This window comes from Pseudoalteromonas sp. T1lg22, from assembly GCF_002964645.1.
Classification (GTDB): domain Bacteria; phylum Pseudomonadota; class Gammaproteobacteria; order Enterobacterales; family Alteromonadaceae; genus Pseudoalteromonas.
In genome coordinates, this window is the sequence record NZ_PQBY01000006.1 from 300005 (window position 1) to 322792 (window position 22788).

A 22788-nucleotide genomic window follows, 5' to 3' on the forward strand; every position below is an offset into this window, starting at 1 on the left:
CACACATTTTTGCAATCGACGCGACTACTGCGCTGGATCAAACCCATAAAGTCGGTTTTTTGGTTAACTAACTGTAGGAGCTGACTCGGGAGAAACTCATGCCCAGGCTTTCCACCTTAACCCTACTCAAGGTCATTATTGTTTTTGGTGTACTGCTGATCATCGGCGGTCATACCTTGCTGGTGACGGACTCGTTTCGTGATTATTTTGGCATTTACAGCTTTATGATTGGCGCTGTCTGTATTGCGGTGGGCTTGATCATGTCTTTGCCGACTAAGATCTATCTGACCATCTTGTTGATGCGCAACGAGGGCAAGGAGAGTAAATTTAAGTGAGGTAACGACTCACTGAGCCGCTACCTCTGGGTCGATTACGACTTTTCTTGTAGTGTGCGAGCTACGGTACGCATACCCAAGGTGGTTGCACCGGCAGACCATAGGCTGGTTGGGCTGTTTTGGAAGGCCGCTGCCAGATCCATATGCACCCATCCCTTACCTTCGTCACGAATAAAGCGTGATAAGAAACCAGCCGCGTTAGAGGCGCCACCAAAGCCACCGCCTTTTTGCGGACGACTGTTTGCTGTGTCGGCATAAGGTGACGGACAGTTGTTCTGGTGGAATTTCTCCAACGGCAGTGGCCACGCGCCTTCAAATTCTTCGCTGGCAAAGCCTTCAACGTCACGCACCATGTCTTTATCCAGACCGAATAACGCATTGTATTCCTGACCTACCGCAACCAAGGCTGCACCGGTTAGGGTTGCCGCGTTGATAATAGTAGCGGCGCCCGTTTCGCTAGCAGCCATCAGGCCGTCGGCCAGTACTAAACGACCTTCGGCATCGGTATTAACGATTTCAACCGTGGTGCCATTTTTGTAGGTAAGAATGTCGCCCAGCTTGTAGGCATGGCCCGAGATCAGGTTCTCGGCACAGCATAGGAACAGCTTTACACGCTTGTCCAGACCGCGATTAATCGCCAGTGCCAGACCCGCTGTCACAGTAGCTGCACCGCCCATGTCGCACTTCATGGTCAGCATGCCTTCACTTGGCTTGATTGAATAGCCGCCGGAATCGAAGGTGATACCCTTACCCACAAGCGCCGAGGCCACAGGGGCGTTATCATCGCCAGTTGGGTTAAAGTCGAGCTCAAGCAAAACAGGTGGGCGCTCACTGCCACGACCTACCTCGTAGATACCAATCCACTGTTGCTCTTTTAACGCTTCGCCCTTGATGATCTGGTAGCTTACGTGCTCAGGAGCCAAAGACTGGATAAACTCACCGGCTTTCTCGGCCAGGCTTTCCGGGTAGATATCTTCGGCGGTGCCGTTGATCATCTGACGCATCCAAATAGCCGACTGCTTAAGCGCCGCCAGCTCTTTTAAATCACTTTGCTCATTATCAACGAATTCAACGCCATCTAGTACTTTAGGGCTCACAAAACCTTGATAGAAAGCCCACTGGCTCTCTGTGCACCAGGCATCACCGGTTAAGGTGACCGCTTTTACGCCTTGGTTGGCAATGGCGCGACCGGCCTTTTGCACATTCACCAGGGTATCGGTTTCGCTTAGGTGCACGATTGCACCTTGCTCATTGAAAGACAGGTTTGCCGCCTCACCCCAATGACCTGGGGCAGCCTGCTCGCTTAGTTGTACTAAAAATTGTTGACTCATAGGGGTCCTCTTGGACTGGGATTACAATTACCAGCAGTTTACACTAGGGCCATGCAGTTCTAAAGCGAAGTACGATTAATGTTATTTCAACCGCCTCTTCAAACCGCCACCCTGTTAAAACGCTACAAGCGTTTTTTAGTGGATTTACATCATCCCAACGGCCATGAATTTACCGTGCACTGCGCCAATACCGGCAAGATGACCGGCTGCGCCGAACTCGGTGTAACCGCCTACTACTCCACCAGCGATAACGCCAAACGCAAATATGCGCATTCCTTGGAGCTCTCCAGCAATCAAGCCGGCGACTTGATCTGCGTAAACACCGCCGTGGCCAACAAGGTGGCCATCGAAGCCATTGAACAAGGCGTGATTACAGAGCTGCAAGGATACGATGAGCTGCTGAGCGAAGTGAAATACGGCGATGAAAACAGCCGTATCGATATTTTACTGCGCGATGCCAACAAAGCCGATTGCTATATCGAAGTGAAGTCGGTGACCTTACTGGAAGAAAACGGCCAGGGTTACTTCCCCGATGCGCAAACCCTGCGTGGGCAAAAACACCTACGCGAGCTGATGGCAATGAAGGCGCAAGGACATAGAGCGGTACTCTTGTTTGCGGTATTGCATACAGGTATTGAAGGCGTGAGCGCAGCGGCACATATAGATCCCACCTATGCAGAGCTATTACACCAGGCGGTTGAAGCCGGCGTCGAGGTTCTCGCCTATAAGGCAAATATCAGTGCCGAAGAGGTCGTCTTAAACCTGTCTGTGCCCTATGCTTTATATAAGCCATAAAATAAATTGGATAAGGCACTCTAACACTTGTAGCTGCTGCGGGGGCCCTTAAGCGCTGCTTTCACAACGACCTTAAGCGGTATTTTTACATTAACAAGCTCTTGAAATAAACTCAGATGGCCCAATATCAAGGCGAATTAAAAAATCAGCACCCGGCTGAAGGCTCGCCTGAAGGCAAGAGCCGCAGCCAAGCCAAGGCAAGGTACTAAAATAAAAAGTGTTTGCTAAGGGGGTGGTATTTTGCTATTTATAGCCGCCGGTATTTACCGGGGACTTGGTATTAAGGATTTAGGAGATAGTTATGCCAGAGCAGCGTAAATTAGGTTTGATCGCTCAGGCGGGTTTAGAGCCGTATCAGGAACAGCCAGGCGAAGAGTACATGAATGAAAAGCAACGTGCTCACTTTCGCAAAATTCTGGAAACGTGGCGTAACGATCTAAGAAATGAAGTTGATCGCACTAAAACGCACATGCAAGATGAAGCTGCGAACTTCCCTGATCCGGTCGACCGTGCAGCCCAAGAAGAAGAGTTCTCATTAGAGCTGCGTACTCGTGACCGCGAGCGTAAACTGATTAAGAAAATCGAAAAAACCCTAAACCTGATCGACGAAGACGATTTTGGTTATTGTGAATCGTGCGGTATCGAAATCGGTATCCGCCGTCTTGAAGCACGCCCTACGGCCGACCTGTGTGTTGACTGTAAAGCATTGGCGGAAATCAAAGAGAAACAATCGGGTCGCGGTTAATACACCATGACCCATTTGGATGGGGATCAGGGCGCCACAGCCTATGTCGGCCGCTTTGCCCCTTCCCCTTCAGGCCCACTGCATTTTGGTTCATTGGTTGCCGCCCTCGGCAGCTACCTTGACGCACACGCGCATCAAGGACAGTGGCTGGTTCGTATTGAAGATATAGACACCCCCCGTGTGCGCCCCGGCGCCGACAGCGATATTCTCCACACCTTAGAAGCCTATGGCCTGCACTGGTATGGCGAAGTGATCTGGCAAAGCCAACGATTAGAACGTTATGCCGAGGTAAGCGAGCAGCTGACACAACAAGGCCTGGTCTATGCGTGCCAATGCACTCGCAAAGAAATTAAAGCCTTGGGTGGCATCTATAACGGCCATTGCCGCAACTTAGCATTAAGTGGTGAGCACCTGGCGCTGCGCCTCAAGCAAGAGCAGCCCATTTATCATTATCTGGATGCACTGCAAGGTTGGGTTGATATTGCCGCCGCTGAGGCCGAAGAAGACTACATAATTAAACGCCGCGATGGCTTGTTCGCCTATCAACTCGTGGTGGTCATCGATGATATCGACCAGGGCATAACCCATGTGGTGCGCGGCGCCGACCTGCTTATTCCCACGGCCCGACAAATCGGTTTGTTTCAGCAGTTAGGGCACAAAGCGCCAGAGTATCTGCATCTGCCACTGGCGGTGGCCAGCCCGGGCTTTAAACTGTCAAAACAAAACTACGCCCCGGCCATAGACAAGCAGAACCCGCAACCCGCCTTGGTAGATGCGCTGCACTTTCTTGGCTTTGCGCCGCCACCGGAATTGCTCAGCTACCCGGTTGCCGATATTCTTGATTGGGCGCATCAAGCATATCAACGCCAGGCCTTGCGCCGCGCTCTGGAAGTCCAAGTCAGCGAAGATGCCAACGGCAAGACCCTAATTCAGCAGCTATAACCAGTGCCATGGGCTTGGCGCTGCGATTTTTATCCGCGCTCGCTTAATTTTTCTGCCGTGCTGGTATATTATAAGCCACTTTCACAATCGCCATAACTGTAGCCTAGGAGAGCGATTATCATTTCTAAACTGTTTCAGCTATGCCGGCAGGTGTTGTCAGCTAAAGACGCAAGTGATGCCGAGCATGGGCAAATCACTACCTTAAACGAGCCGGTGATCATTCCTCGAAGTGAGCACGGAATTTCCCGTAGCCAGTTTAGCCCCAACGCCCTGAAGGTGTTGTACCGCCTAAAAGACGGCGGTTATGAGGCGTATCTGGTTGGTGGCTGTGTGCGCGATCTCCTGTTAGGCCTACAACCGAAAGACTTCGACGTGGTCACTAATGCCACTCCGGAGCAGGTCAAAAAACTGTTCCGCAACTGTCGCTTAATCGGCCGTCGTTTTCGTCTGGCTCATATCGTTTTTGGTCGCGAAGTTATCGAAGTAGCCACCATGCGTGGCCACCACGGTGGTGACGGCGGCGGTAAAAACAATATCAGCCACGCCTCGGAACACGGTCAGTTATTGCGCGACAATGTTTATGGCACCATAGATGAAGACGCAGAACGCCGCGACTTCACCATTAATGCGCTCTATTACTCGATTAAAGATTTTTGCATTTACGATTATGCCAATGGCGTTAAAGCCATTAAAAATCGTCGCATTGAGCTAATTGGTGATCCGGAAACCCGCTACCGCGAAGACCCAGTGCGTATGCTGCGCGCCATCCGCTTTGCCACCAAGCTGGATATGTCTATTTCCCCAGCCACGGCCAAGCCAATCAAGGAACTGGCGGACTTGCTTTCCAATATTCCGCCGGCACGTTTGTTCGAAGAATGCTTAAAGCTGTTTTTGAGCGGCAAGGCCGAGGCCAATTTTAAGGCCCTGCGTGAATTTGGTTTGTTTAAACATCTGTTCCCGGCTTTGGATAAGATCCTTGATGCCAATCCGGACTCGATGCAAGAACGCTTTATTACCCAGATGTTTATCAATACCGATGCGCGCATCAACAATGATAAGAAGGTCACCCCGGCATTTATCTTTGCCGCCCTGTTATGGTTCCCGCTGCTGCAACGTTGTCAGGAACTGATGCAGCGTGAACAACTGCCTCATTTCGATGCCTTGGCGGCGGCCATGAATCAGGTATTAAGCGAAAGCGCCCAACAGGTTGCGGTGCCAAAACGCTTTACCCTGGGTGCCCGCGATATCTGGCATATTCAACATCGCTTTGATAAGCGTGGCGGCCAACGTGCCTATCGTTTAAGCCAGCAGCCGCGCTTTAAGGCCGCCTATGACTTTATGCTTTTGTTGGTCGACAGCGGTCAGGACGACTTAAAAGAACTCTGTGACTGGTGGACCGCCTACCTGAACGCCGACGTGAACGGCCAGAAGATGATGGTCAAGTCACTCGGTGGCACCACCCGAGGCAGCGGTCGCCCCCGTCGACGTCGCAGTGGCGGCTCAAAACGCAAAGGCGATAAGGCCGCAGGCGAGTCATCATGAGTTATCACACCGTGTACCTGGGGCTGGGAGCCAATCTCAACGATCCCATCGCGCAGTTGCAACAGGCGGTCAATGCCTTAACGCAGCTGCCCGGCACCCGGGCGCACCGCTGCTCGGCATTTTATGCCAGCAAGCCCATGGGCCCGCAAGACCAGCCCGATTATGTGAATGCGGTGATGGAGCTGCAATGTGAGCTCGCCCCGCATGAACTGCTCGACGCCACTCAGGCCATTGAATTAAACCTCGGCCGCGTTCGTAAGGCCGAGCGCTGGGGGCCACGCACCCTGGACATAGATATACTGCTGTTCGGCGACCAAAGCATAGACGATGAACGTTTAACCGTGCCCCATTACGGCATGAAGGTGCGTGAATTTGTACTCTACCCCCTGTGTGAACTGGCGCCGGAACTCGAGTTGCCCGATGGCAGCTCGGTACGCAGCCTGACAACACAAGTGCCTCGCAATGGCCTAGAACAACTCCAATAAGGAAAGCTAATGGCGAAGATCTCTGTATCCACCTTGCTCAAAAAGAAGCAAGCCGGTGAAAAAATCACTTCTTTAACCGCCTATGACGCCAGTTTTGCCAAGCTGTTTGCCGACAATGGCGTTGATGCCGTGCTGGTAGGCGACTCTCTGGGCATGGTACTGCAAGGCGGCGACGACACTCTGGCGGTCAGCATTGATGATATTGCCTATCACACCAAGTGCGTGCGCGCCGGCAGCCGAGAGCTTTTCGTTATTGCCGACATGCCCTTTATGACCTATAACAATGTCGAGCAGAGCTGTGCCAACGCTGCCACGCTAATGCGTGCCGGTGCCAACATGGTAAAACTCGAAGGCGGTCAGTGGCTGCACGACAGCATTCGCGCCCTGACTCAACAAGGTGTGCCGGTCTGTGGTCACCTCGGCTTAACGCCGCAGTCGGTGCATGTTTTTGGCGGCTTTAAAATTCAGGGGCGCGATAAAGAGCAGGCCGATAAAATGATTGCCGACGCCCAGGCTCTCGAAGCCGCAGGCGCTCAGCTGCTGGTACTTGAGTGTATTCCCAGCGTACTTGCCAAAGCCATTACCGAAGCGGTCAGCATTCCGACTATCGGCATAGGTGCAGGTAAAGACACGGATGGTCAGATTTTAGTAATGCATGATCTTGTGGGTATTTCTGCCGGTTATATCCCCAAGTTCTCAAAAAACTTCCTGGCGGAAACCGGCAATATGCCGGCGGCGGTGAAGAAGTATTGTGACGATGTAAAAAGTGGCGCCTTCCCAGGGCCTGACCACGAGTTCAATTAAGCGAAATTAGTGCATGCAAACAACCAGCGAAATCCGTTCTCTTCGTAGTCAGGTAAAGGCCTGGCGCCAGGCGGGGCTAAGCGTCGCCTTTGTACCTACCATGGGCAACCTTCATGAAGGCCATTTTTCCTTGGTCGATAAAGCCAAGACCCTGGCCGACAAGGTGGTGGTCAGCATCTTTGTTAACCCCATGCAATTTGGTGCCAATGAAGACCTGGATGCCTATCCGCGTACCCTACAGCAAGACCAACAGGGCCTTAGCGAGCGCGGTGCCGACTATCTGTTTACGCCCACGGTAGAGACCATCTACCCCAATGGCCTGGGCAGCCAAAGCTATGTCGATGTCCCCGAAGTATCCATGGGTTACTGTGGCGGTTCGCGCCCAGGCCACTTCCGCGGTGTAGCCACAGTGGTGACCAAGTTGTTTAACCTGGTACAACCGGATTTTGCCTGTTTTGGTGAGAAAGACTTTCAACAGTTGCAAGTGATCAAAACCATGGTGCGCGACCTTTCCATGCCAGTGGAAGTGGTGGGTGTACCAACCAAGCGTGACGTCAGCGGCCTAGCCCTAAGCTCGCGTAATGGTTATCTGAGCGACGAGCAAAAGCAGCAGGCTACAGTACTGTTTTCAACCCTGAACTGGGTCAAGGAGCAGATCGAGGACGGCATTAAAGACTTTGCCGATCTGGAGCAGCGCGCCAAGGAGCGTATCGCTGGCACAGGCCTGGTTGTTGATTACTTCAATATTGCCGAGCGCAATACCTTGCGTCGCGCCGAGCAGCAGGACGGTGAGCTGGTTATTTTAGCCGCCGCTTTTGTTGGTAAAGTAAGACTTATCGACAATTTGCCGCTAGACTGCAAGTAGAATAGAAGAATAAACAAGGTGATAGGATGAACAAAGCGATAACTTCTGCGGCTTTTGCGGGCGCACTAATGCTGGTACTGGGTGGCTGTCAAAACGGCGTTAACAACCCTGAGCTCAATCAATGTGCGCAACAAAACTTCCAATGTGAGAACAGCTGTAATAACAGCAGCATAGATGAAAGCATGACCAATCAGGTTTGTGTGGCACAGTGCCAGGAAATGTATAACCGCTGTAAGGAGCAGGCCGAGAAGCTCGGCGACGTGAAGTAACTCTATCCCTTGATACGGCATCCATTGGATGCCGTTTTTCGTTTTAAGGCAGTTGCAAGGCCTGCTTTAGCTCGGCAATTTGCTGTTCGCTGTATGGCTGACTCGGATGCAGTCCCCACACCGGCTTAGGCCAGGCGATATCACCGCGATAACGGGCAATATGATGAATATGCAACTGTGGCACCATGTTGCCCAGCGCCGCTATATTGAGTTTGTCCGGGTTAAACACCGACTTTAGCAACTGACTCAACCGCGCCGACTCCTGCATCAGCATAAGCTGCTCCTGCTCCGTTAGGTCGATGATCTCCGTCACCCCTTCTTTGCGCGGCACCAAGATAAACCAGGGATACTGACTGTCATTCATCAGCAACAGCTTACACAAAGGCCAGTCGGCCAGTTCAATACAGTCTTTTTGTAATTCGGGCGCCAAAGAAAACATATCTACTCCTCTTGATATAGCCATCGGCTGCGTTTGGTGGCAATAAGTTGCGCTGCCCAGGGTGCATGAGTACCATCGGGCATAGGATTACAACAATAAGGTTTACCCGTGTCTAAAACAACCAAATACTTATCTCTGGCGCTAGCCAGTGGCTTGGCGTGCAGTGCCGCCAGCGCCAAAGAGCTTAGCCTAGAGCGTATCTTCGACGACCCTAACCTTGCCGGCACGGCGCCAGTGCAATTAAAGTTTTCTCCCGATGGCAGCCGCGTGACCTATTTGCAGGGCAAAAAAGACGACTACAACCGCTACGATTTATGGGAATACAACCTCAAAGACAACAGCAATCGCCTGTTAGTTGATTCCCAGGCGCTGTTCTCCGGCCCGGAAACCCTGTCCGATGAAGAAAAGGCGCGCCGTGAGCGCCAGCGTATTTTTGGCCGCGGTATTTTAGAATACACCTGGTCGAAAGATGGCCAGGCGCTGTTATTCCCGCTCAATGGCGATCTTTACTACTACCAGTTGGCCACAGGCAAAAGCCGTAAGCTGACCGATACCGATGCCTTTGAAACCGATGCCCGCTTCTCACCCAAGGGCAATTATGTGTCCTTTATTCGTGAGCAAAACCTGTATGCTCTGGCACTGGACAGTGGCAAAGAAGTCCAGCTAACCAAGGACGGCGGCGGCGTAATCAAAAACGGCATGGCCGAGTTTGTGGCGCAGGAAGAAATGAGCCGCATGACAGGCTACTGGTGGGCCGGTGATGAAAGCAAGATTGCCTTTACCCGCATCGATGAAACGCCGGTTGCCGAGGCGATCCGCAACGAAATCTATGCCGAAGAAGTAAAGCTATTCAATCAGCGCTACCCCTTTACCGGCACCGACAATGTTGAAATTGAACTGGGTGTTGTCAGCCTTAACGACCAGCAAATCGACTGGGTTGACCTGGGTGAAGAAAAAGACATTTATATTGCCCGTGCCGATTGGTTAAAAGACAGCAAGACCCTGGCCTATCAGTGGCAAGACCGTGCTCAGCACAATCTGGAACTGCGTTTTTATAACAGCGAAACGAAAACACAAAAAGTAGCGCTTACAGAAACCAGCGAGACCTGGATCAACCTGCACTTCGACCTTAAGTTCTTAAAAGACAAGCAACACTTTGTCTGGGCCTCGGAGCGCGATGGCTTCAAGCACCTGTATCTGTACAAAAACGATGGCACCTTGGTACGCCAGATCACCTCGGGTGAGTGGATTGTTGAAGCCATTAAAGGCATTGATGAGAAAAAGGGCCTGATTTACTTTGCCGGTCGCAAAGACACCCCACTTGAAAGCCACCTCTACAGCACGCCGCTGTTTGAGCAAGGCGAGATCAGCCGTATCACCAACAACGGTGAATACCACAATGTGGTGATGGCCGACGATCAGCAAACCTTTATCGACAGTGCCTCTGCGGTTAATCGCCCTCCTTATGTGGCGCTGCGCAAAGCCAATGGCGACTTTATTACCTGGCTGGAGCAAAACGAGCTAAACAAGACGCACCCGCTTACGCCTTATCTGAGCGACCTGGTGGAGCCGGAGTACGGCACTATTGAGGCGGAAGATGGGCAAATTATGCACTATCGTCTGTTCAAGCCACGCAAGTTGAACAAAAAGCAAAAGCACCCTGTGATGGTGAATGTTTACGGCGGCCCACATGCCCAGCGCGTGACCAACAGCTGGCGCAGCAAGAACCTGTATTTCCAATACATGGTGCAACAGGGTTATGTGGTCTTCCAGCTTGATAACCGTGGCTCGTATAACCGCGGCAAACGCTTTGAAGATGTGATCTACAAGCACCTGGGTGAGGCCGAAGTGCGTGACCAGATCAAGGGCGTCGAATTCTTACGTACCCTAGATTACGTCGACCCGGAACGTATCGGTATTTATGGCCATAGCTACGGCGGCTATATGGCGCTGATGACCATGTTTAAAGCCGGTGACTACTTCAAGGCCGGTGTTTCCGGTGCCCCTGTGACCGACTGGGCCCTGTACGACACTCACTACACGGAGCGCTACCTGAGCCACCCGAAAACCAATGCCAAGGGTTATGAGCAAAGCGCGGTGTTCCCCTATGTGGATGGTCTCAAAGGCCCACTGATGATTTATCACGGTATGGCCGATGACAACGTGTTGTTCACTCATGCCACCAAGCTGTTTAAACAGTTGCAGGATAAGGCCCTGCCGTTTGAAATGATGACCTACCCGGGCTCAAAACACAGCTTGCGCGGTAAAAAGGTGCAAACCCACCTGCATCAAACCATTACCGACTTCTTCAACCGTCACTTCGACATGGAAGAAAAATAAGTCGTGCTAAAAATAAAAAAGGCTGGGAATTCCCAGCCTTTTTTATGTCTTTGATTGTAAGTTGGCTTTGTCGGCGCAGAGCACCGACCTACAAGTGAGCCAAGTCGTTTTTAACCGCTATTAACGGCAGTACTTGGCGAACAGGGCTGCCACGGTCGGTGCCGTCGGCTTACCATGCTGCCAATCGCCGCCTTCAACGCCGCTGCCAGCAATATCCATATGCACATAAGGCAATGGCTGGTCGCTATCCAGGCCGTGCTTATCCAAGCCCGACACTATGGCGAGGAAAGCCATAGGGAACTGGTGACCACGAGCGGTAACCGCCGACGGTGCATTGTTGCTGGAAAGCAGATCGTCGGCCTGAGTGCGCGGCTGCACAAAGTCATAGTCTTCACGACGCGAACGAGACACCTCGGCACAATCGGCCCACAGGTCGCCATGCTCAACCAGCTGCTGCGATACCTTGGCGGCGCGTGCCGGACCATTTTCAACATAAGCGCTGTAAGGACCTACCGCACGGGCGGCATGACCGGTTAGCGTAGCCACGGTGAAAATCTCCGGATTCACTTCGTTTTTCGCCAGGTCTTTGGCTTCGCTTAACAGATCACCCATGGCCAGACGCCCTTCGGCATCCGTGTTACCTATGCGTACACGTACGCCTTCACGGCCGGTGATGATCTCATCGGGAACGAAACAATCAGAGCCGATGGAGTTACGCACCACGGCTAGGTAAGCTATAACCTTAACGCCTTTAGGCTGCGCTTCGGCCACCGCCTTCATAAAACCGGCTACCGATGCGGCACCGCCCTTATCACGGCTCATACCGGCCATAAAACCGCCCACCTTCAGATCGGCACCACCTGTGTCATACACCAGGCCTTTACCCACGAAGATAAGGGTACGTTCAACGTCGCCCTCTGGCACATAGGCCAGTTTCACCACGCGCGGATGATGGCGCTCGACCGCGTAAGAGGCGCGGGCTACCGTGCTCAGCAGCGGGTAATCCTTGTCGATAGTGGCGATATCGCTGATCACCTCGGTGGTTACCTTAGTATTTTTAAATAGCTCCACACAGTAATCGGCAAAACGCGGTGGCGCCATGCGCTCTGGCTCGGTACCGCACAGGTCACGGGCGGCAGACTGACCGGCGGCAACGGCATTCATCTGCTTCAGCTGCTCGTCATCGGCGCCAACAACGCCTATGGCTTGAATTGGAGAGATGGCTTCGCCGTGATACTCACGCGCTTCAAGAGGCTGCCATAGCGCCTGATTAGCACCCAAAAAGGCCACTTCGCTGGCAAACTCATACCCGGCTAGCTCGCTGATACCAGACACATACAAGGCAGGCTTTACGGCACCGGCCTGCTTCGCCAGCTCAATACCGGCCTTAGCGGCGGCAAATACGCGGCGAACATCATCATAGTCACGAGTCAAAGGCCCGGTCGGAGCAATAATAAGACGCTGGCCCGGTGCCGCTTCAGATACCAAAAGCGTACATTGCTTACCAATGCGGCTGTCTACGGCACTACTTTGACGCACTTGGTCAAGGTAAGGCTGAGGTACTGAGTCCAGATTGGCACTGATAATGATAAGCGCATCGAACTGGCCTTGGGCGTTTGCGGCATCAAGACCGGCGCAGGCGATAGCGTGGGCATAAGACATAAAAAAGGTCCTAAATTTAAACAAAGGACCTTTATTATCGGTGATTTAGCGCCCCTTTACTACCGAGTGCAAGGCTTAGCAGCTCGGCCTGTAAAGGAGCTTGGCAAGCTTAGCTTACGACGAGGCTTTATTTGCCCGTTCATCGCGCCTGTGGGTGACTATGACCGACCAGGCTTCAAGCATAACCAGCACACTGACCACCAGCACTATGGCATCCAGGCTGACCAGCAGCCAGTTGCCCTGCTCATAGTATTCGACCAGTTTAATCAAGCCGGCAAAGAAGGCCATGGTGAGTACGAAGACCATGGGGATCAGGGTATAAATGGCTGGGCGTCCCGCCTTGATCAGCATCACAGAAATCACCAACAGAGTAAGGCTGGCAAGGATCTGGTTGGTTGAACCAAACAAGGGCCAGATGATCATGCCACCGCTGCCCGATGAACCACCGGCGCCAAAGGCCAGCAGCAAACAGCAAGCCACGGCGACCAAGGTGGCAATAATGCCGTTTTTCAGCAGACCAAGGTTATAAATTTCGCCCCACTCCTGAATAATGTAGCGTTGCAGACGCACCCCAGAGTCCATGGTGGTACCGGCAAAGAGCACCACCATCACAGCCAACAGGGTCGAGGCCACCTCGGTGGAGATACCCCAGCCGCTTTCGATTAGATTGGCACCGCCGGTAATAAAGGCGTTCACGCTGCCAGCCCCGAGGTGACTGTAGATCTCATGCCATTCCTCGGGCGACACCGCCAAGGCTACGCCACTGACCGCAACTAAGGTGATCAGCGCCAAACAGCCCTCGCCCACGGCGCCGAGATAACCAACAAAGCGACCATCGGTTTCCTTATCCAGTTGTTTAGAGCTGGTTCCCGAGGAGACGATGCCGTGGAAGCCAGACACGGCACCACAGGCTATGGTTACAAATAACAACGGAATAATACTCGGGGTATCGACCGCGGTTTGGGTGTTAAAGGCCGGCGCCGTGATATCCGGCATGGAAACAAACACCGCACCGTAAAGCAGCACCAGACCTACCAGCAATTGCATGCCGTTGATAAAGTCGCGCGGTTGCAGCAACACCCACACCGGCAGCAAAGAAGCGATGGCGGCATAGATAAAGAGAATGATGATCCAGTTGGCCTTATCGGCCAGACCAAACATTTCCGTAGGCAGCGCCAGTGGCATAGAGCTGCCCATATAGATGGTGGCATAAAGCACCCCCACACCTATGGCGCACAGGGGAATAAGCGGCACCTTACGGTGCAGCAGCTGACCTATGATCAGCGCCACAACTATGGCCGACCAGGCCGGGAACACAGCGTTAGGTTGTGCCACAAAAGAGTTGGCGATCACCACTCCAAATACCGCATTCACCATCAGCAGCACCAGGAACACCACTATCATAAATAATGAGCGGGTACGCTTACCGATCACCGACTCCGACAACGCGCCCATGGACTTACCCTTATGGCGGGCACTGGCCCACAGGGCGCCCATATCATGTACCCCGGCGAAGAAGATGGTACCAAAGACCACCCAGAGCACCGCTGGCACCCAACCCCAGTACACGGCGATGGCCGGACCCACTATGGGCGCCGCCCCGGCTACCGAGGTAAAATGGTGCCCCCAAAGAACCACCTTGTTGGTGGGCACATAATCTACACCGTCCTCTAGCTCGTGAGCTGGCGTTACAAACCTGTCATCCATGCGAAATATTTTTTCAGCGATAAACTTGGAATACACCAGCCAGCCAAATAACATGCCGACGATGCCAAGCAAGACAATAACAACCGATTGCATAGTCTTCTCTCTTTGTTTTTGTAGTCATTAAGTATTGCAACGCACGAGCGCGTTTACGCAAAAGCCCAGATTCACCTTATCAGCATAGTGTAAAAATTCACTGGTGCTTTAGTCTAAGATGCTCAGTTGCTGCACATCGGCTTGCTCGCTGTCTATGCCCACGCCTAATCCCAGCAGCCTCACCTCTGGGGTTACGCCCCGTTCATAGGCCTTGGCCAGCAAGGCATTGAATACCTCGAGACTCAGGCTGCGACCGCTCTGATCCGCCGTGGTGACATGAAAGTCGGCGAACTTCACCTTAACCGAAAGTTTATTGATGCGCTGGTGTAGCTGCTGCCTGTCCAATCGCATGATGAGTTCTTCGAGCAAGGCAGGCAGCGCTTGCTGGCACTGGGCCAAGGTTGTTTTGTTGTATTCGTAAGTGTGTTCCACGCTGAGGGATTTGCGCACCCGCTCGGTGCTCACTGCGCCAATAACCTGGCCGGCACATTTTTGATATAAGGAAGCACCGAAATTCCCTAGGTGTTGCTGCATCCAGGTCATGCCCTTATCCAGCACATCCTGACCTTTAAACAACCCCTGGGCGTGCAGTTTTTCTATGGTGACCTTGCCCACTCCGGGGATTTTTTTAAGGTCCAGTGCCGCTAAAAACGCCGGCACCTGATCCGGGGTGATCACGCACTGGCCATTGGGTTTGTTTTCGTCGCTGGCAATTTTGGCAATAAACTTGATGGGTGCTATGCCCGCAGATGCAGTCAGCCCGGTTTCGGCCTGAATTTCCCGCCTGATGCGTTCGGCAATCAAGGTGGCACTGCCCTGGCAAGCCTGAGCGTCGGTGACATCGAGATAAGCCTCGTCCAGCGACAAGGGCTCAATCAGCTCGGTATAACGGCGAAAAATCGTGCGAATCTGCTGCGACACCTCTTTGTACACCTGCATGCGCCCGGGCACGATAACCAGCTCAGGGCAAAGCTGTTTGGCATGATAGTTGGACATGGCCGAACGCACCCCGTATTGGCGGGCGATATAATTGGCGGTGGACAGCACCCCACGACGACTCTTGCCACCAATAGCCAAAGGCACTGTGGCAAGCTTAGGGTTATCGCGCATTTCCACTGCAGCATAAAAGCAATCCATATCGATATGGATAAATTTCTTCATGACCATAAGAGAAGAAGATTGTTTTGCCTATCTTCGCAGATATGAAATTATAAGGCCACAAAATACTGTATAAAATACTGTATATTGATTTAAACAAGGTTGCTCAGGGAAACTCACTAACCTGGATAGAAAAACGGTGACTCCCGGCACAACTGTTATACTTAATGCAATAGATAATAAGGGTGTGGACACGCCCCTTACACTGGGTATTGTCAGCACCGCCATGGCCAATCATCTTCACGCTTTTGGAAGGAGTGGCAGCTATGTTAAAACGTGTCTTACACTGGGCTTGGGTCGCACTTCTTGTCGCCCTGCCTCTAACTGGATTTACCGCCACATCAACCTGGAAGATTGCCTCGCTGGAATGGCCTCCCTATGCCAGCGAGCATATGGACAATGGCGGCGATGCCATTGCCTCACTGCGCGACCTGCTGGCGCCTCATGATATTGCCATCGAAGTTGATTATCTGCCCTGGGAGCAGGCCCAGCTAAGGGCGGCTGCAGGCGAATACGTCGGCTATTTCCCGGCCTGGCCCTCTGAGGTACGCAGCGGTTTTATCGCTTCTGCACCGCTTGGTTTTTCTCACCTTGGCATACTCGGTAAAAGCGACAACGACCTGGATTATCGCAACCTTATCCACCTGTTTGAGCAATATAAGGTGGGGGTAGTTGCCAGCTATGTGTATCCCACCAACATACAAAATGTACTCGACGCCTACGGAGAAACCCTGCACTACGCCAGCTCGGAGCGGGAATTGGTGAATATGCTCAACAGGGGCAGCGTCGATTTAATCCTGGCAAGCCCGGAAGTTGTAGGTCACTTCTCGCCAAGCAAACGGGCAAAAAAACTCAAAATGGTCACCCAGTTTGCCGATATCCCCCTGGTGTTGGCACTTAAACAAAACGACACCAATCGCGCTCGCAAGGACTTCTTGGATGACCTGCTCCAGCGTCACCTGCATAGCAATACCGCCTTTACCCGGCCAACGCATCTGGTTGGCACCTATATCAATACCCCAGGCGTTGAGCCCTTTATCCATTTTATTGAACAGATCTACGCCGAGCTTGGCATCAGTTTAAAACTGGAGGCGGTTCCGGCTCGCCGTGGTTTGGTACTGCTCAATGCCGGACTAAGTGATCTTGATGTAGTGCGAGTAGCGGCCAACATGGCCAGGTTTAAGAATGTGCGTGTGGTTGAGCCCACGCTGGCACTTGGAGAGCACATTTTGTTGTGTGACAAGGCGGTCCCTTGTAATTTGGCGGCCTTAAGTAAGCCGAGCAACAAAATACTGGTGACTCGGGGAGCCTTAGAGTCCCTGACCAACTTTGATATCAAGGCCAAGCTGATGTTTAACGAAAAGCTCAGGCGTACGCCCGAATTGTTAAAACGCTATGAATTTGAATATGCGATATTTTCTACTGTGTTTGGTGATGGCCAGCAATACGCGAATGACTTTAATATCTTGCCGTTGCGGCGGTTTCGCCTTAATCATGTGGATAATCGCCGGCTCGACCCCTTGGTCCCCGAGCTACAAAGAACGATTCAGGCCAAGTTAGACGACTTTACCCCAAACAGTGTGCGTTAAGACTTGTTTTGCTTTTTCTTAGTGCGTTTAAACAGGCCTAACCAAAATGCGCCTTCTAAAAATGCGCCGGCGATCAATAAGGCCAACACTCCTTTTTCGGCGCCTATGGCATAACAAATCAGTGCCAACGGCAAGGCCCATAGCCAAAGGTATTTACGTACACTCATCGCCCAATCCCTATCTAGTTGATGGCCTTAGGCTATCTAACTTAGCGATATTGAACAAGAATTGTGCAACATAAAAGTGTAAGCATGTATTACCAGGAGAGGTTGCTGAGGTACCCTGATGTTGGCATGGGCCTCACCGTTAACAACCAGCTCCCCTTCTAGTCACTACCACTGGCGGCAGACAGCTCCCGCCGCAACCGGGACACGGTAAGCTCCGGGTCTTGTTGCCAACGGTGTAACATATAACTGAAGGTCCAGATATCCCGGTCTAATGCCGCCGCTGGCAGCAGGAGATGGTATCCGGTCAATAGCTTTAGGTTGTTCATCCTATTCGCAAACATGGCCAATAACCCAGTATATTTGCAACCGGCCTCGCTCACATAATCGGTGTCTTCCACCAGCCAGTGCGGTGGGCATTCCTTGCCATCCTGGCAATAAGCCTTGATCGCCTGCATCAAAAAGTGGCGCTGCTCTACCAGCAAACGCCCGGCCAGGCGCGGCGACAGTCGCTGTAAGAATTTGTCTTCATCACGCAGGCAAATGCCTATCACATTGAGATCTAACACCTCGCCCTGGCGGTGCACCTGCACCACCCCGACCCGGGCCAGATTACTCACAGCTAACTGCCAGCAACCGTATTTATGGTTATAACTGAGCTTATCCTTATCGAGATAAATGCTGTAAAAGGGCTCGCGTAATTTCAAAAAGCCCACCAGCACGCCGACTAAGGAGGCGCTGAGAATAAAGATCTCCGCCAGCAAGACCTCTCCGGGGCGAAACTTGATCACCGCCACCAGCACAAGTAATACACCAGCGCTGATCAGCAAGGTTTGCGCACCATAACGTGCCCCCTGGGCTCTTATCTTGGCGCCCTGATAGCCATTATTTTCCTCCCTGCGCTCACCTTGATGTTGTGGCGAAGAATTGTGCGTCATAACTCGCCCCTACTTCTATACTCTACCTTGAGTGTAGATAATACCAATTCACTTAAATAGCTAATCATTCTAGCGGGCTAAATATCGTGCTAACCGCGTTGGAATTTTTCTTTGTAGCATAACTACATAAGAAAAACTCCGCCTTGTTATCACATCATTTATCCAACGCTATATATGATCACATACTTAACAGAATTGGTATAAAGATGCGCGGCAATGGCTAGTTGCCTTTGTTGTTCTTGTTTTGTGAACAAAAACTGTAATTTTTCATCACAAAATCGTTATTTTCGGTTAACACACAAAAATACAGGATTGGCGGTCTATGTGTATGCCGACAAATTCGTAAACTATCTTCGGGCTAAAACAACAAAAGGCATCATCAATGAACCACAGTAAACACTCGGGCAAGGCACTGTTTCCCGTTTTTATTATTATCTTTTTAGGGCTGTGCGTTTATTTGTACCTACCTAATGGCCAATCGCAACAAAATACCATGCAAATGCAAGCAACCAAGGTGCAGGTGCATACCGTCGAGCAACAACAGCGCGCCGTTAGCGTTGATGGCATAGGCAGCAGCCGTGCCAACCAGGCTATTTTTATTAAAAGCGCCCAGAGCGACTATGTGGATGATATCTACTTTGACGATGGCGATCTGGTTAAGGCAGAGCAACTGCTGGTGCAATTACGCGACACCGAAGAAAAGCTCAGAGTTAAAGAATTAGAAGCTAATCTCTCCGAGGTAGAACGCCAATTAAACCGCCTCACCGAGCTGGCCCGCTCGCAAGCGGCCGCCAAGTCTTTACTGGAAGAGCAAAGAGCCAAATTTGAAGCCACTCAGGCGCAACTTGAAGCCGCAAAAACCAAGCTGGCAGAAATGCAGGTTCGCGCTCCTTTTGCCGGCACCCTGGGCAAACGCATGATTTCTAAAGGCGCCTTTGTCTCCAATAGCACGGAAATTACCACCTTGGATGACCTTAGCGTAATCAAGGTCGACTTTAATGTGCCGGAAAAATACCTAGCGCAACTGCGTGTCGGCATGTCGGTGAGCGCCCGCAGCGACGCCTACCCGGCGCGCACCTTTAACGGCAAGGTCACCCATGTGAGCTCGCGTGTCGATATGAACACCCGCAGCGTGCCCATTAGTGCCAGTTTTACCAATAACGAAGCCCTGCTACGTCCGGGCATGTTACTCAACACGACCCTGGAGCTTAAAACCTACGAGGCCCTGCTGGTGCCGGAAAAAGCCATTATCCCGCGTCAGGACAAGCATTTTGTCTTCCAGGTGGTCGATGGCATAGCCCAAGAAGTGGAAGTGAAGGTAGATAAACGCTACGACGGCTGGGTTGGCATCAGCTCAGGTCTGCAAGCGGGCGCCCAGGTAGTGACCGAAGGCGTGATTAAAATTCGCTCCGGCTCGCCTGTGAATGCACAGGAGAGTGAACAGTGAAGATCACAGATACCGCGGTAAAACGCCCCGTCTTCGCCATAGTAATCAACCTGCTGTTGCTTACCTTTGGTTTAGTGGCCTTCTCGCTGTTGCCACTGCGTGAATACCCAGACATAGAAAGCCCCATTGTCAGTGTCAGTACCAGCTACACAGGTGCTTCGTCGGAGATTATTGAAACCAAGATCACCCAGGTAATCGAAAACCGTATTTCCGGTATCGAGGGTATTAAAAGCATCACCTCGTCGAGCCGTAATGGCCGCTCCAATATCACCATAGAATTTAATATCGACCGTGATATCGATGCCGCCGCCAACGATGTGCGCGAGCGCGTTTCCCGCGCTTTAGACAGCCTGCCGGATCAGGTGCGTCCACCGGAAGTGTCTAAGTCTGACTCGGATGAAAGCCCCATCGCCTGGTTTGTGCTTAACAGCGGCACCATGGATACTCTGCAACTTTCAGACTATGCCCAGCGTTATATCGTCGACCGTCTGGCGGTGGTGGACGGCGTGTCCAATGTCCGCGTTGGTGGTCAGCGCCAGTACGCCATGAAAATCTGGCTTAACCGCCAGGCCATGGCCGCCCGAGGCATTACCGCCGCCGATATCGAGCGCGTACTGCGCGCCGAAAACGTTGAGCTTCCGGCCGGTGAAATCGAGTCGAAAGACCGCGACTTCTCGGTACGTACAGCCCGTAGTTACCTCGACCCGAAGGATTTTCGCAACCTTGTGGTGGCCCGTGGCGAAGGCGGTTATCTGGTACGCCTTAACGAAGTAGCCGATGTACAACTGGAAGCCGCGGACGAAGAAAGCATGTTCCGTGGTAACGGCCGCAATATGATAGGCCTGGGGATAGTTAAACAGGCCAAGGCCAACACCCTGACCGTGGTGGAAAACGCCCGTAAAGAGATCGAGAATATCAAGCGTAACCTGCCTCCTGGCACTACCATAGAAGACAGCTACGATTCCTCCATCTTTATCAAGGAATCGATCAACGAGGTATATCGTACCCTGGCCATTTCCATGGGTCTGGTGGTGTTAGTCATCTTCCTATTCCTTGGCAATATTCGCGCTACCCTGATCCCGGCGGTGACCGTACCTGTAGCGCTGATCGGCAGCTTTATGTTCCTGCTGGCCATGGGTTACTCCATTAACCTGCTTACCCTGTTGGCTCTGGTTCTGGCCATAGGTCTGGTGGTGGATGACACCATAGTTATGCTGGAAAACATTCACCGTCGTATCGAGCTTGGTGAGCCACGCCTGCTTGCCGCCTATCGCGGTGCCCGCGAGGTGGGCTTTGCTATTGTCGCCACCACGCTCGTGCTTATAGCGGTATTTGTGCCCCTGGTATTTATGGACGGTCGCATCGGCGCCCTGTTCACTGAATTTGCCATGGCGGTCAGCGCCGCGGTGTTTTTCTCCAGCGTAACCGCACTGACCCTCTCCCCGGCACTGTGCTCCAAGGTGCTGAAACAAAGCGCCAACTCGGGACGCTTTAGCCAATGGATGGACCGTCAGTTTGCTCGCTTAGAAAATGCCTACGAGCGCACCCTGGCCGGCAACATTCGCCGCTCCGGCATGCTCACCATTATGTTGTTGCTGGCCGGTGCTGCCTGTTACGGCCTGTTCCAGAAAATTCCTTCGGAATTAACGCCTAAAGAAGACCGCGGCACCTTCTTCGTGATGATGAATGGCCCTGAAGGAGCCAGTTACGAAAACAACGCCGAAAACATGGCAAAAATTGAAGAGCGCCTGCTGCCTTATGTGGAGTCCGGCGAGCTTAACCGCGTACTGGTGCGTGTACCCGGCTGGGGCGGTCAAGGCGGCGTGGCCATTATCGGCATGGCCGACTGGGACGAGCGTAAGCGCGATACCTGGTCGGTAATGGGCGAGATCAGTGGCAAGATGCGTGAAGTGACCGATGTACGTGCCTTTGCCATTATGCGCCGCGGCATAGGCGGTGGCGGCTCATCGCGCCCCATCGAGTTTGTACTGCAAGGCAATGATTATGACGAACTGGCTGACTGGCGCGATCGCATCATAGCCCGTGCCCAGCAAAACCCGGGGTTGGTGCGTATCGACCATGATTATAAAGAAACCTTCCCGCAATTTTTGGTGAGCATAGATAAAAATAAGGCCGCCGATTTAGGGGTTTCGGTGTCGGATATAGGCCGCACCTTGGAAACCATGCTCGGCCAGCGCCGTGTTACCACCTTTATCGACCGTGGTGAAGAATACGATGTGATCTTAAAGGGTGAGAAACAAGACTTTGCCAGCCCACAGGACGTGTCGAACATCTATGTTAATTCCCGCTCCGGTGAACTGGTGCCCTTGGACAGTTTAATCACGGTATCTGAAGAGGCCACCGCTTCACAGCTTAACCGCTATAACCGCATGCGTGCCATTACCCTGAGTGCCAACCTAGCCGATGGCTACACCCTGGAAGAAGCGCTGAACTTCCTTAACCAGGTGGCGATGGAAGAAAACGACATAGATGGCGCCATCGACTACAAGGGCGAATCGCAACTCTTCTACGAAGGCGCCTCGGCCATGGTGTATGTCTTTGTTCTGGCGCTGACGGTTACCTTCCTGGTGTTAGCGGCGCAGTTTGAAAGCTTTGTGCACCCTTTTGTGATCATGCTGACCGTGCCTTTGGGCATAGCCGGCTCGCTGTTTGGACTGTATGTCACAGGGCTCACCCTGAATATCTACAGCCAGATAGGGATAGTTATGCTGATTGGTCTGAGCGCGAAGAACGGTATCCTGATAGTGGAATTCGCCAACCAGTTGCGCGATAAGGGCATGGAGTTTAGTGCCGCCTTGTTGCAAGCCTCCAAGCAGCGCTTGCGCCCTATTATTATGACCTCACTGACCACGGTCATGAGCTCAGTCCCTCTGGTACTGGCCAGTGGTCCAGGGGCGGAGAGCCGTATGGTAATAGGTGTGGTGATCTTCACCGGTGTTACCGTGGCCACCTTGCTGACCCTGTTTGTGGTGCCCAGTGCCTATTATGCCCTGGCGCGTAAAACCCAATCGCCGGAGTTCCTGCAGCACCGCCTCAACAAGCAGGTGCAACAGCATCCGCTGCAAGAAGAGTAATCCCTAAAAAGGCAGAGCAATCTGCCTTTTTGCTATTATTAGC

At 52.4% G+C, this 22788-nt stretch carries 20 protein-coding genes; 13 read left to right on the top strand and 7 right to left on the bottom strand.

Annotated elements, in window-relative coordinates; genetic code table 11:
• Positions 1 to 98: 98 nt before the first annotated feature.
• Complete coding sequence (locus C2M24_RS03600; RefSeq protein WP_105213341.1) at positions 99 to 335, top strand: hypothetical protein; 237 nt, start codon at positions 99 to 101, stop codon at positions 333 to 335.
• 35 nt (positions 336 to 370) lie between these two features.
• Here C2M24_RS03600 and pepB read toward each other — a convergent pair whose 3' ends face one another.
• On the bottom strand, positions 371 to 1666 hold the full coding sequence (gene pepB, locus C2M24_RS03605) for an aminopeptidase PepB (protein ID WP_105213342.1): 1296 nt from the start codon (positions 1664 to 1666) through the stop codon (positions 371 to 373).
• Between the two features lie 78 nt (positions 1667 to 1744).
• Here pepB and sfsA point away from each other — a divergent pair, with 78 nt between their 5' ends.
• The 8 genes from sfsA (at position 1745) to C2M24_RS03645 (ending at position 8113) form a co-directional block, all read left to right on the top strand.
• Positions 1745 to 2461 carry a DNA/RNA nuclease SfsA gene (gene sfsA / locus C2M24_RS03610; protein WP_105213343.1) on the top strand — a complete coding sequence of 239 codons (717 nt, stop codon included), beginning with the start codon at positions 1745 to 1747 and terminating at the stop codon, positions 2459 to 2461.
• 301 nt (positions 2462 to 2762) lie between these two features.
• Positions 2763 to 3206, top strand: coding sequence for an RNA polymerase-binding protein DksA (gene dksA, locus C2M24_RS03615; protein WP_105199514.1), 444 nt, complete (start codon positions 2763 to 2765; stop codon positions 3204 to 3206).
• A gap of 6 nt (positions 3207 to 3212) precedes the next feature.
• Entirely contained in the window at positions 3213 to 4148 is a 936-nt protein-coding gene (gene gluQRS, locus C2M24_RS03620) for a tRNA glutamyl-Q(34) synthetase GluQRS (protein ID WP_105213344.1), read from the top strand.
• A 216-nt stretch (positions 4149 to 4364) separates the two neighbouring features.
• On the top strand, positions 4365 to 5690 hold the full coding sequence (gene pcnB / locus C2M24_RS03625) for a polynucleotide adenylyltransferase PcnB (RefSeq protein WP_105199758.1): 1326 nt from the start codon (positions 4365 to 4367) through the stop codon (positions 5688 to 5690).
• Positions 5687 to 6175 (top strand): 2-amino-4-hydroxy-6-hydroxymethyldihydropteridine diphosphokinase, encoded by a 489-nt coding sequence (gene folK / locus C2M24_RS03630; RefSeq protein WP_105199512.1) that lies wholly within the window; start codon positions 5687 to 5689, stop codon positions 6173 to 6175. Before pcnB ends, folK begins: the two co-directional genes overlap by 4 nt.
• Positions 6176 to 6184: 9 nt before the next feature.
• Positions 6185 to 6979, top strand: a complete 795-nt coding sequence (gene panB, locus C2M24_RS03635) for a 3-methyl-2-oxobutanoate hydroxymethyltransferase (protein ID WP_105213345.1) — start codon at positions 6185 to 6187, stop codon at positions 6977 to 6979.
• A gap of 13 nt (positions 6980 to 6992) precedes the next feature.
• Complete coding sequence (gene panC, locus C2M24_RS03640; protein ID WP_105199510.1) at positions 6993 to 7844, top strand: pantoate--beta-alanine ligase; 852 nt, start codon at positions 6993 to 6995, stop codon at positions 7842 to 7844.
• Between the two features lie 26 nt (positions 7845 to 7870).
• A complete protein-coding gene (locus tag C2M24_RS03645) occupies positions 7871 to 8113 on the top strand; it encodes a hypothetical protein (protein ID WP_105199509.1) in 243 nt (80 codons plus the stop codon).
• A gap of 43 nt (positions 8114 to 8156) precedes the next feature.
• Here the strand turns inward: C2M24_RS03645 and C2M24_RS03650 are convergent, their stop codons facing one another.
• Positions 8157 to 8552 (bottom strand): HIT domain-containing protein, encoded by a 396-nt coding sequence (locus C2M24_RS03650; protein WP_105199508.1) that lies wholly within the window; start codon positions 8550 to 8552, stop codon positions 8157 to 8159.
• Between the two features lie 108 nt (positions 8553 to 8660).
• Between C2M24_RS03650 and C2M24_RS03655 the strand changes: the two genes are divergently transcribed.
• On the top strand, positions 8661 to 10892 hold the full coding sequence (locus tag C2M24_RS03655; RefSeq protein WP_105213346.1) for a S9 family peptidase: 2232 nt from the start codon (positions 8661 to 8663) through the stop codon (positions 10890 to 10892).
• A 120-nt stretch (positions 10893 to 11012) separates the two neighbouring features.
• Here C2M24_RS03655 and C2M24_RS03660 read toward each other — a convergent pair whose 3' ends face one another.
• The 3 genes from C2M24_RS03660 to dinB all read right to left on the bottom strand — a co-directional run bounded on the left by C2M24_RS03660 (position 11013) and on the right by dinB (position 15515).
• Positions 11013 to 12554 carry a M17 family metallopeptidase gene (locus C2M24_RS03660; protein WP_105213347.1) on the bottom strand — a complete coding sequence of 514 codons (1542 nt, stop codon included), beginning with the start codon at positions 12552 to 12554 and terminating at the stop codon, positions 11013 to 11015.
• 114 nt (positions 12555 to 12668) lie between these two features.
• Positions 12669 to 14354 (bottom strand): carbon starvation CstA family protein, encoded by a 1686-nt coding sequence (locus tag C2M24_RS03665; protein WP_105199505.1) that lies wholly within the window; start codon positions 14352 to 14354, stop codon positions 12669 to 12671.
• Positions 14355 to 14462: 108 nt separating this feature from the next.
• Complete coding sequence (gene dinB / locus C2M24_RS03670) at positions 14463 to 15515, bottom strand: DNA polymerase IV (protein ID WP_105213348.1); 1053 nt, start codon at positions 15513 to 15515, stop codon at positions 14463 to 14465.
• A gap of 263 nt (positions 15516 to 15778) precedes the next feature.
• Between dinB and C2M24_RS03675 the strand changes: the two genes are divergently transcribed.
• Complete coding sequence (locus C2M24_RS03675; RefSeq protein ID WP_105213349.1) at positions 15779 to 17101, top strand: hypothetical protein; 1323 nt, start codon at positions 15779 to 15781, stop codon at positions 17099 to 17101.
• Here C2M24_RS03675 and C2M24_RS16070 read toward each other — a convergent pair.
• A complete protein-coding gene (locus C2M24_RS16070; RefSeq protein WP_199775685.1) occupies positions 17098 to 17268 on the bottom strand; it encodes a hypothetical protein in 171 nt (56 codons plus the stop codon). The genes C2M24_RS03675 and C2M24_RS16070 overlap by 4 nt on opposite strands.
• Before the next feature lie 158 nt (positions 17269 to 17426).
• The gene (locus C2M24_RS03680; protein ID WP_105213350.1) at positions 17427 to 18203 is read right to left on the bottom strand and encodes a DUF2982 domain-containing protein; all 777 of its coding nucleotides are present in this window, start codon (positions 18201 to 18203) and stop codon (positions 17427 to 17429) included.
• Positions 18204 to 18585: 382 nt separating this feature from the next.
• On the opposite strand from C2M24_RS03680, the gene C2M24_RS03685 reads away from it, so the two are divergent.
• Positions 18586 to 19650 carry an efflux RND transporter periplasmic adaptor subunit gene (locus C2M24_RS03685; protein ID WP_105199500.1) on the top strand — a complete coding sequence of 355 codons (1065 nt, stop codon included), beginning with the start codon at positions 18586 to 18588 and terminating at the stop codon, positions 19648 to 19650.
• A complete protein-coding gene (locus C2M24_RS03690; protein ID WP_105199499.1) occupies positions 19647 to 22745 on the top strand; it encodes an efflux RND transporter permease subunit in 3099 nt (1032 codons plus the stop codon). Before C2M24_RS03685 ends, C2M24_RS03690 begins: the two co-directional genes overlap by 4 nt.
• Positions 22746 to 22788 lie beyond the last annotated feature (43 nt).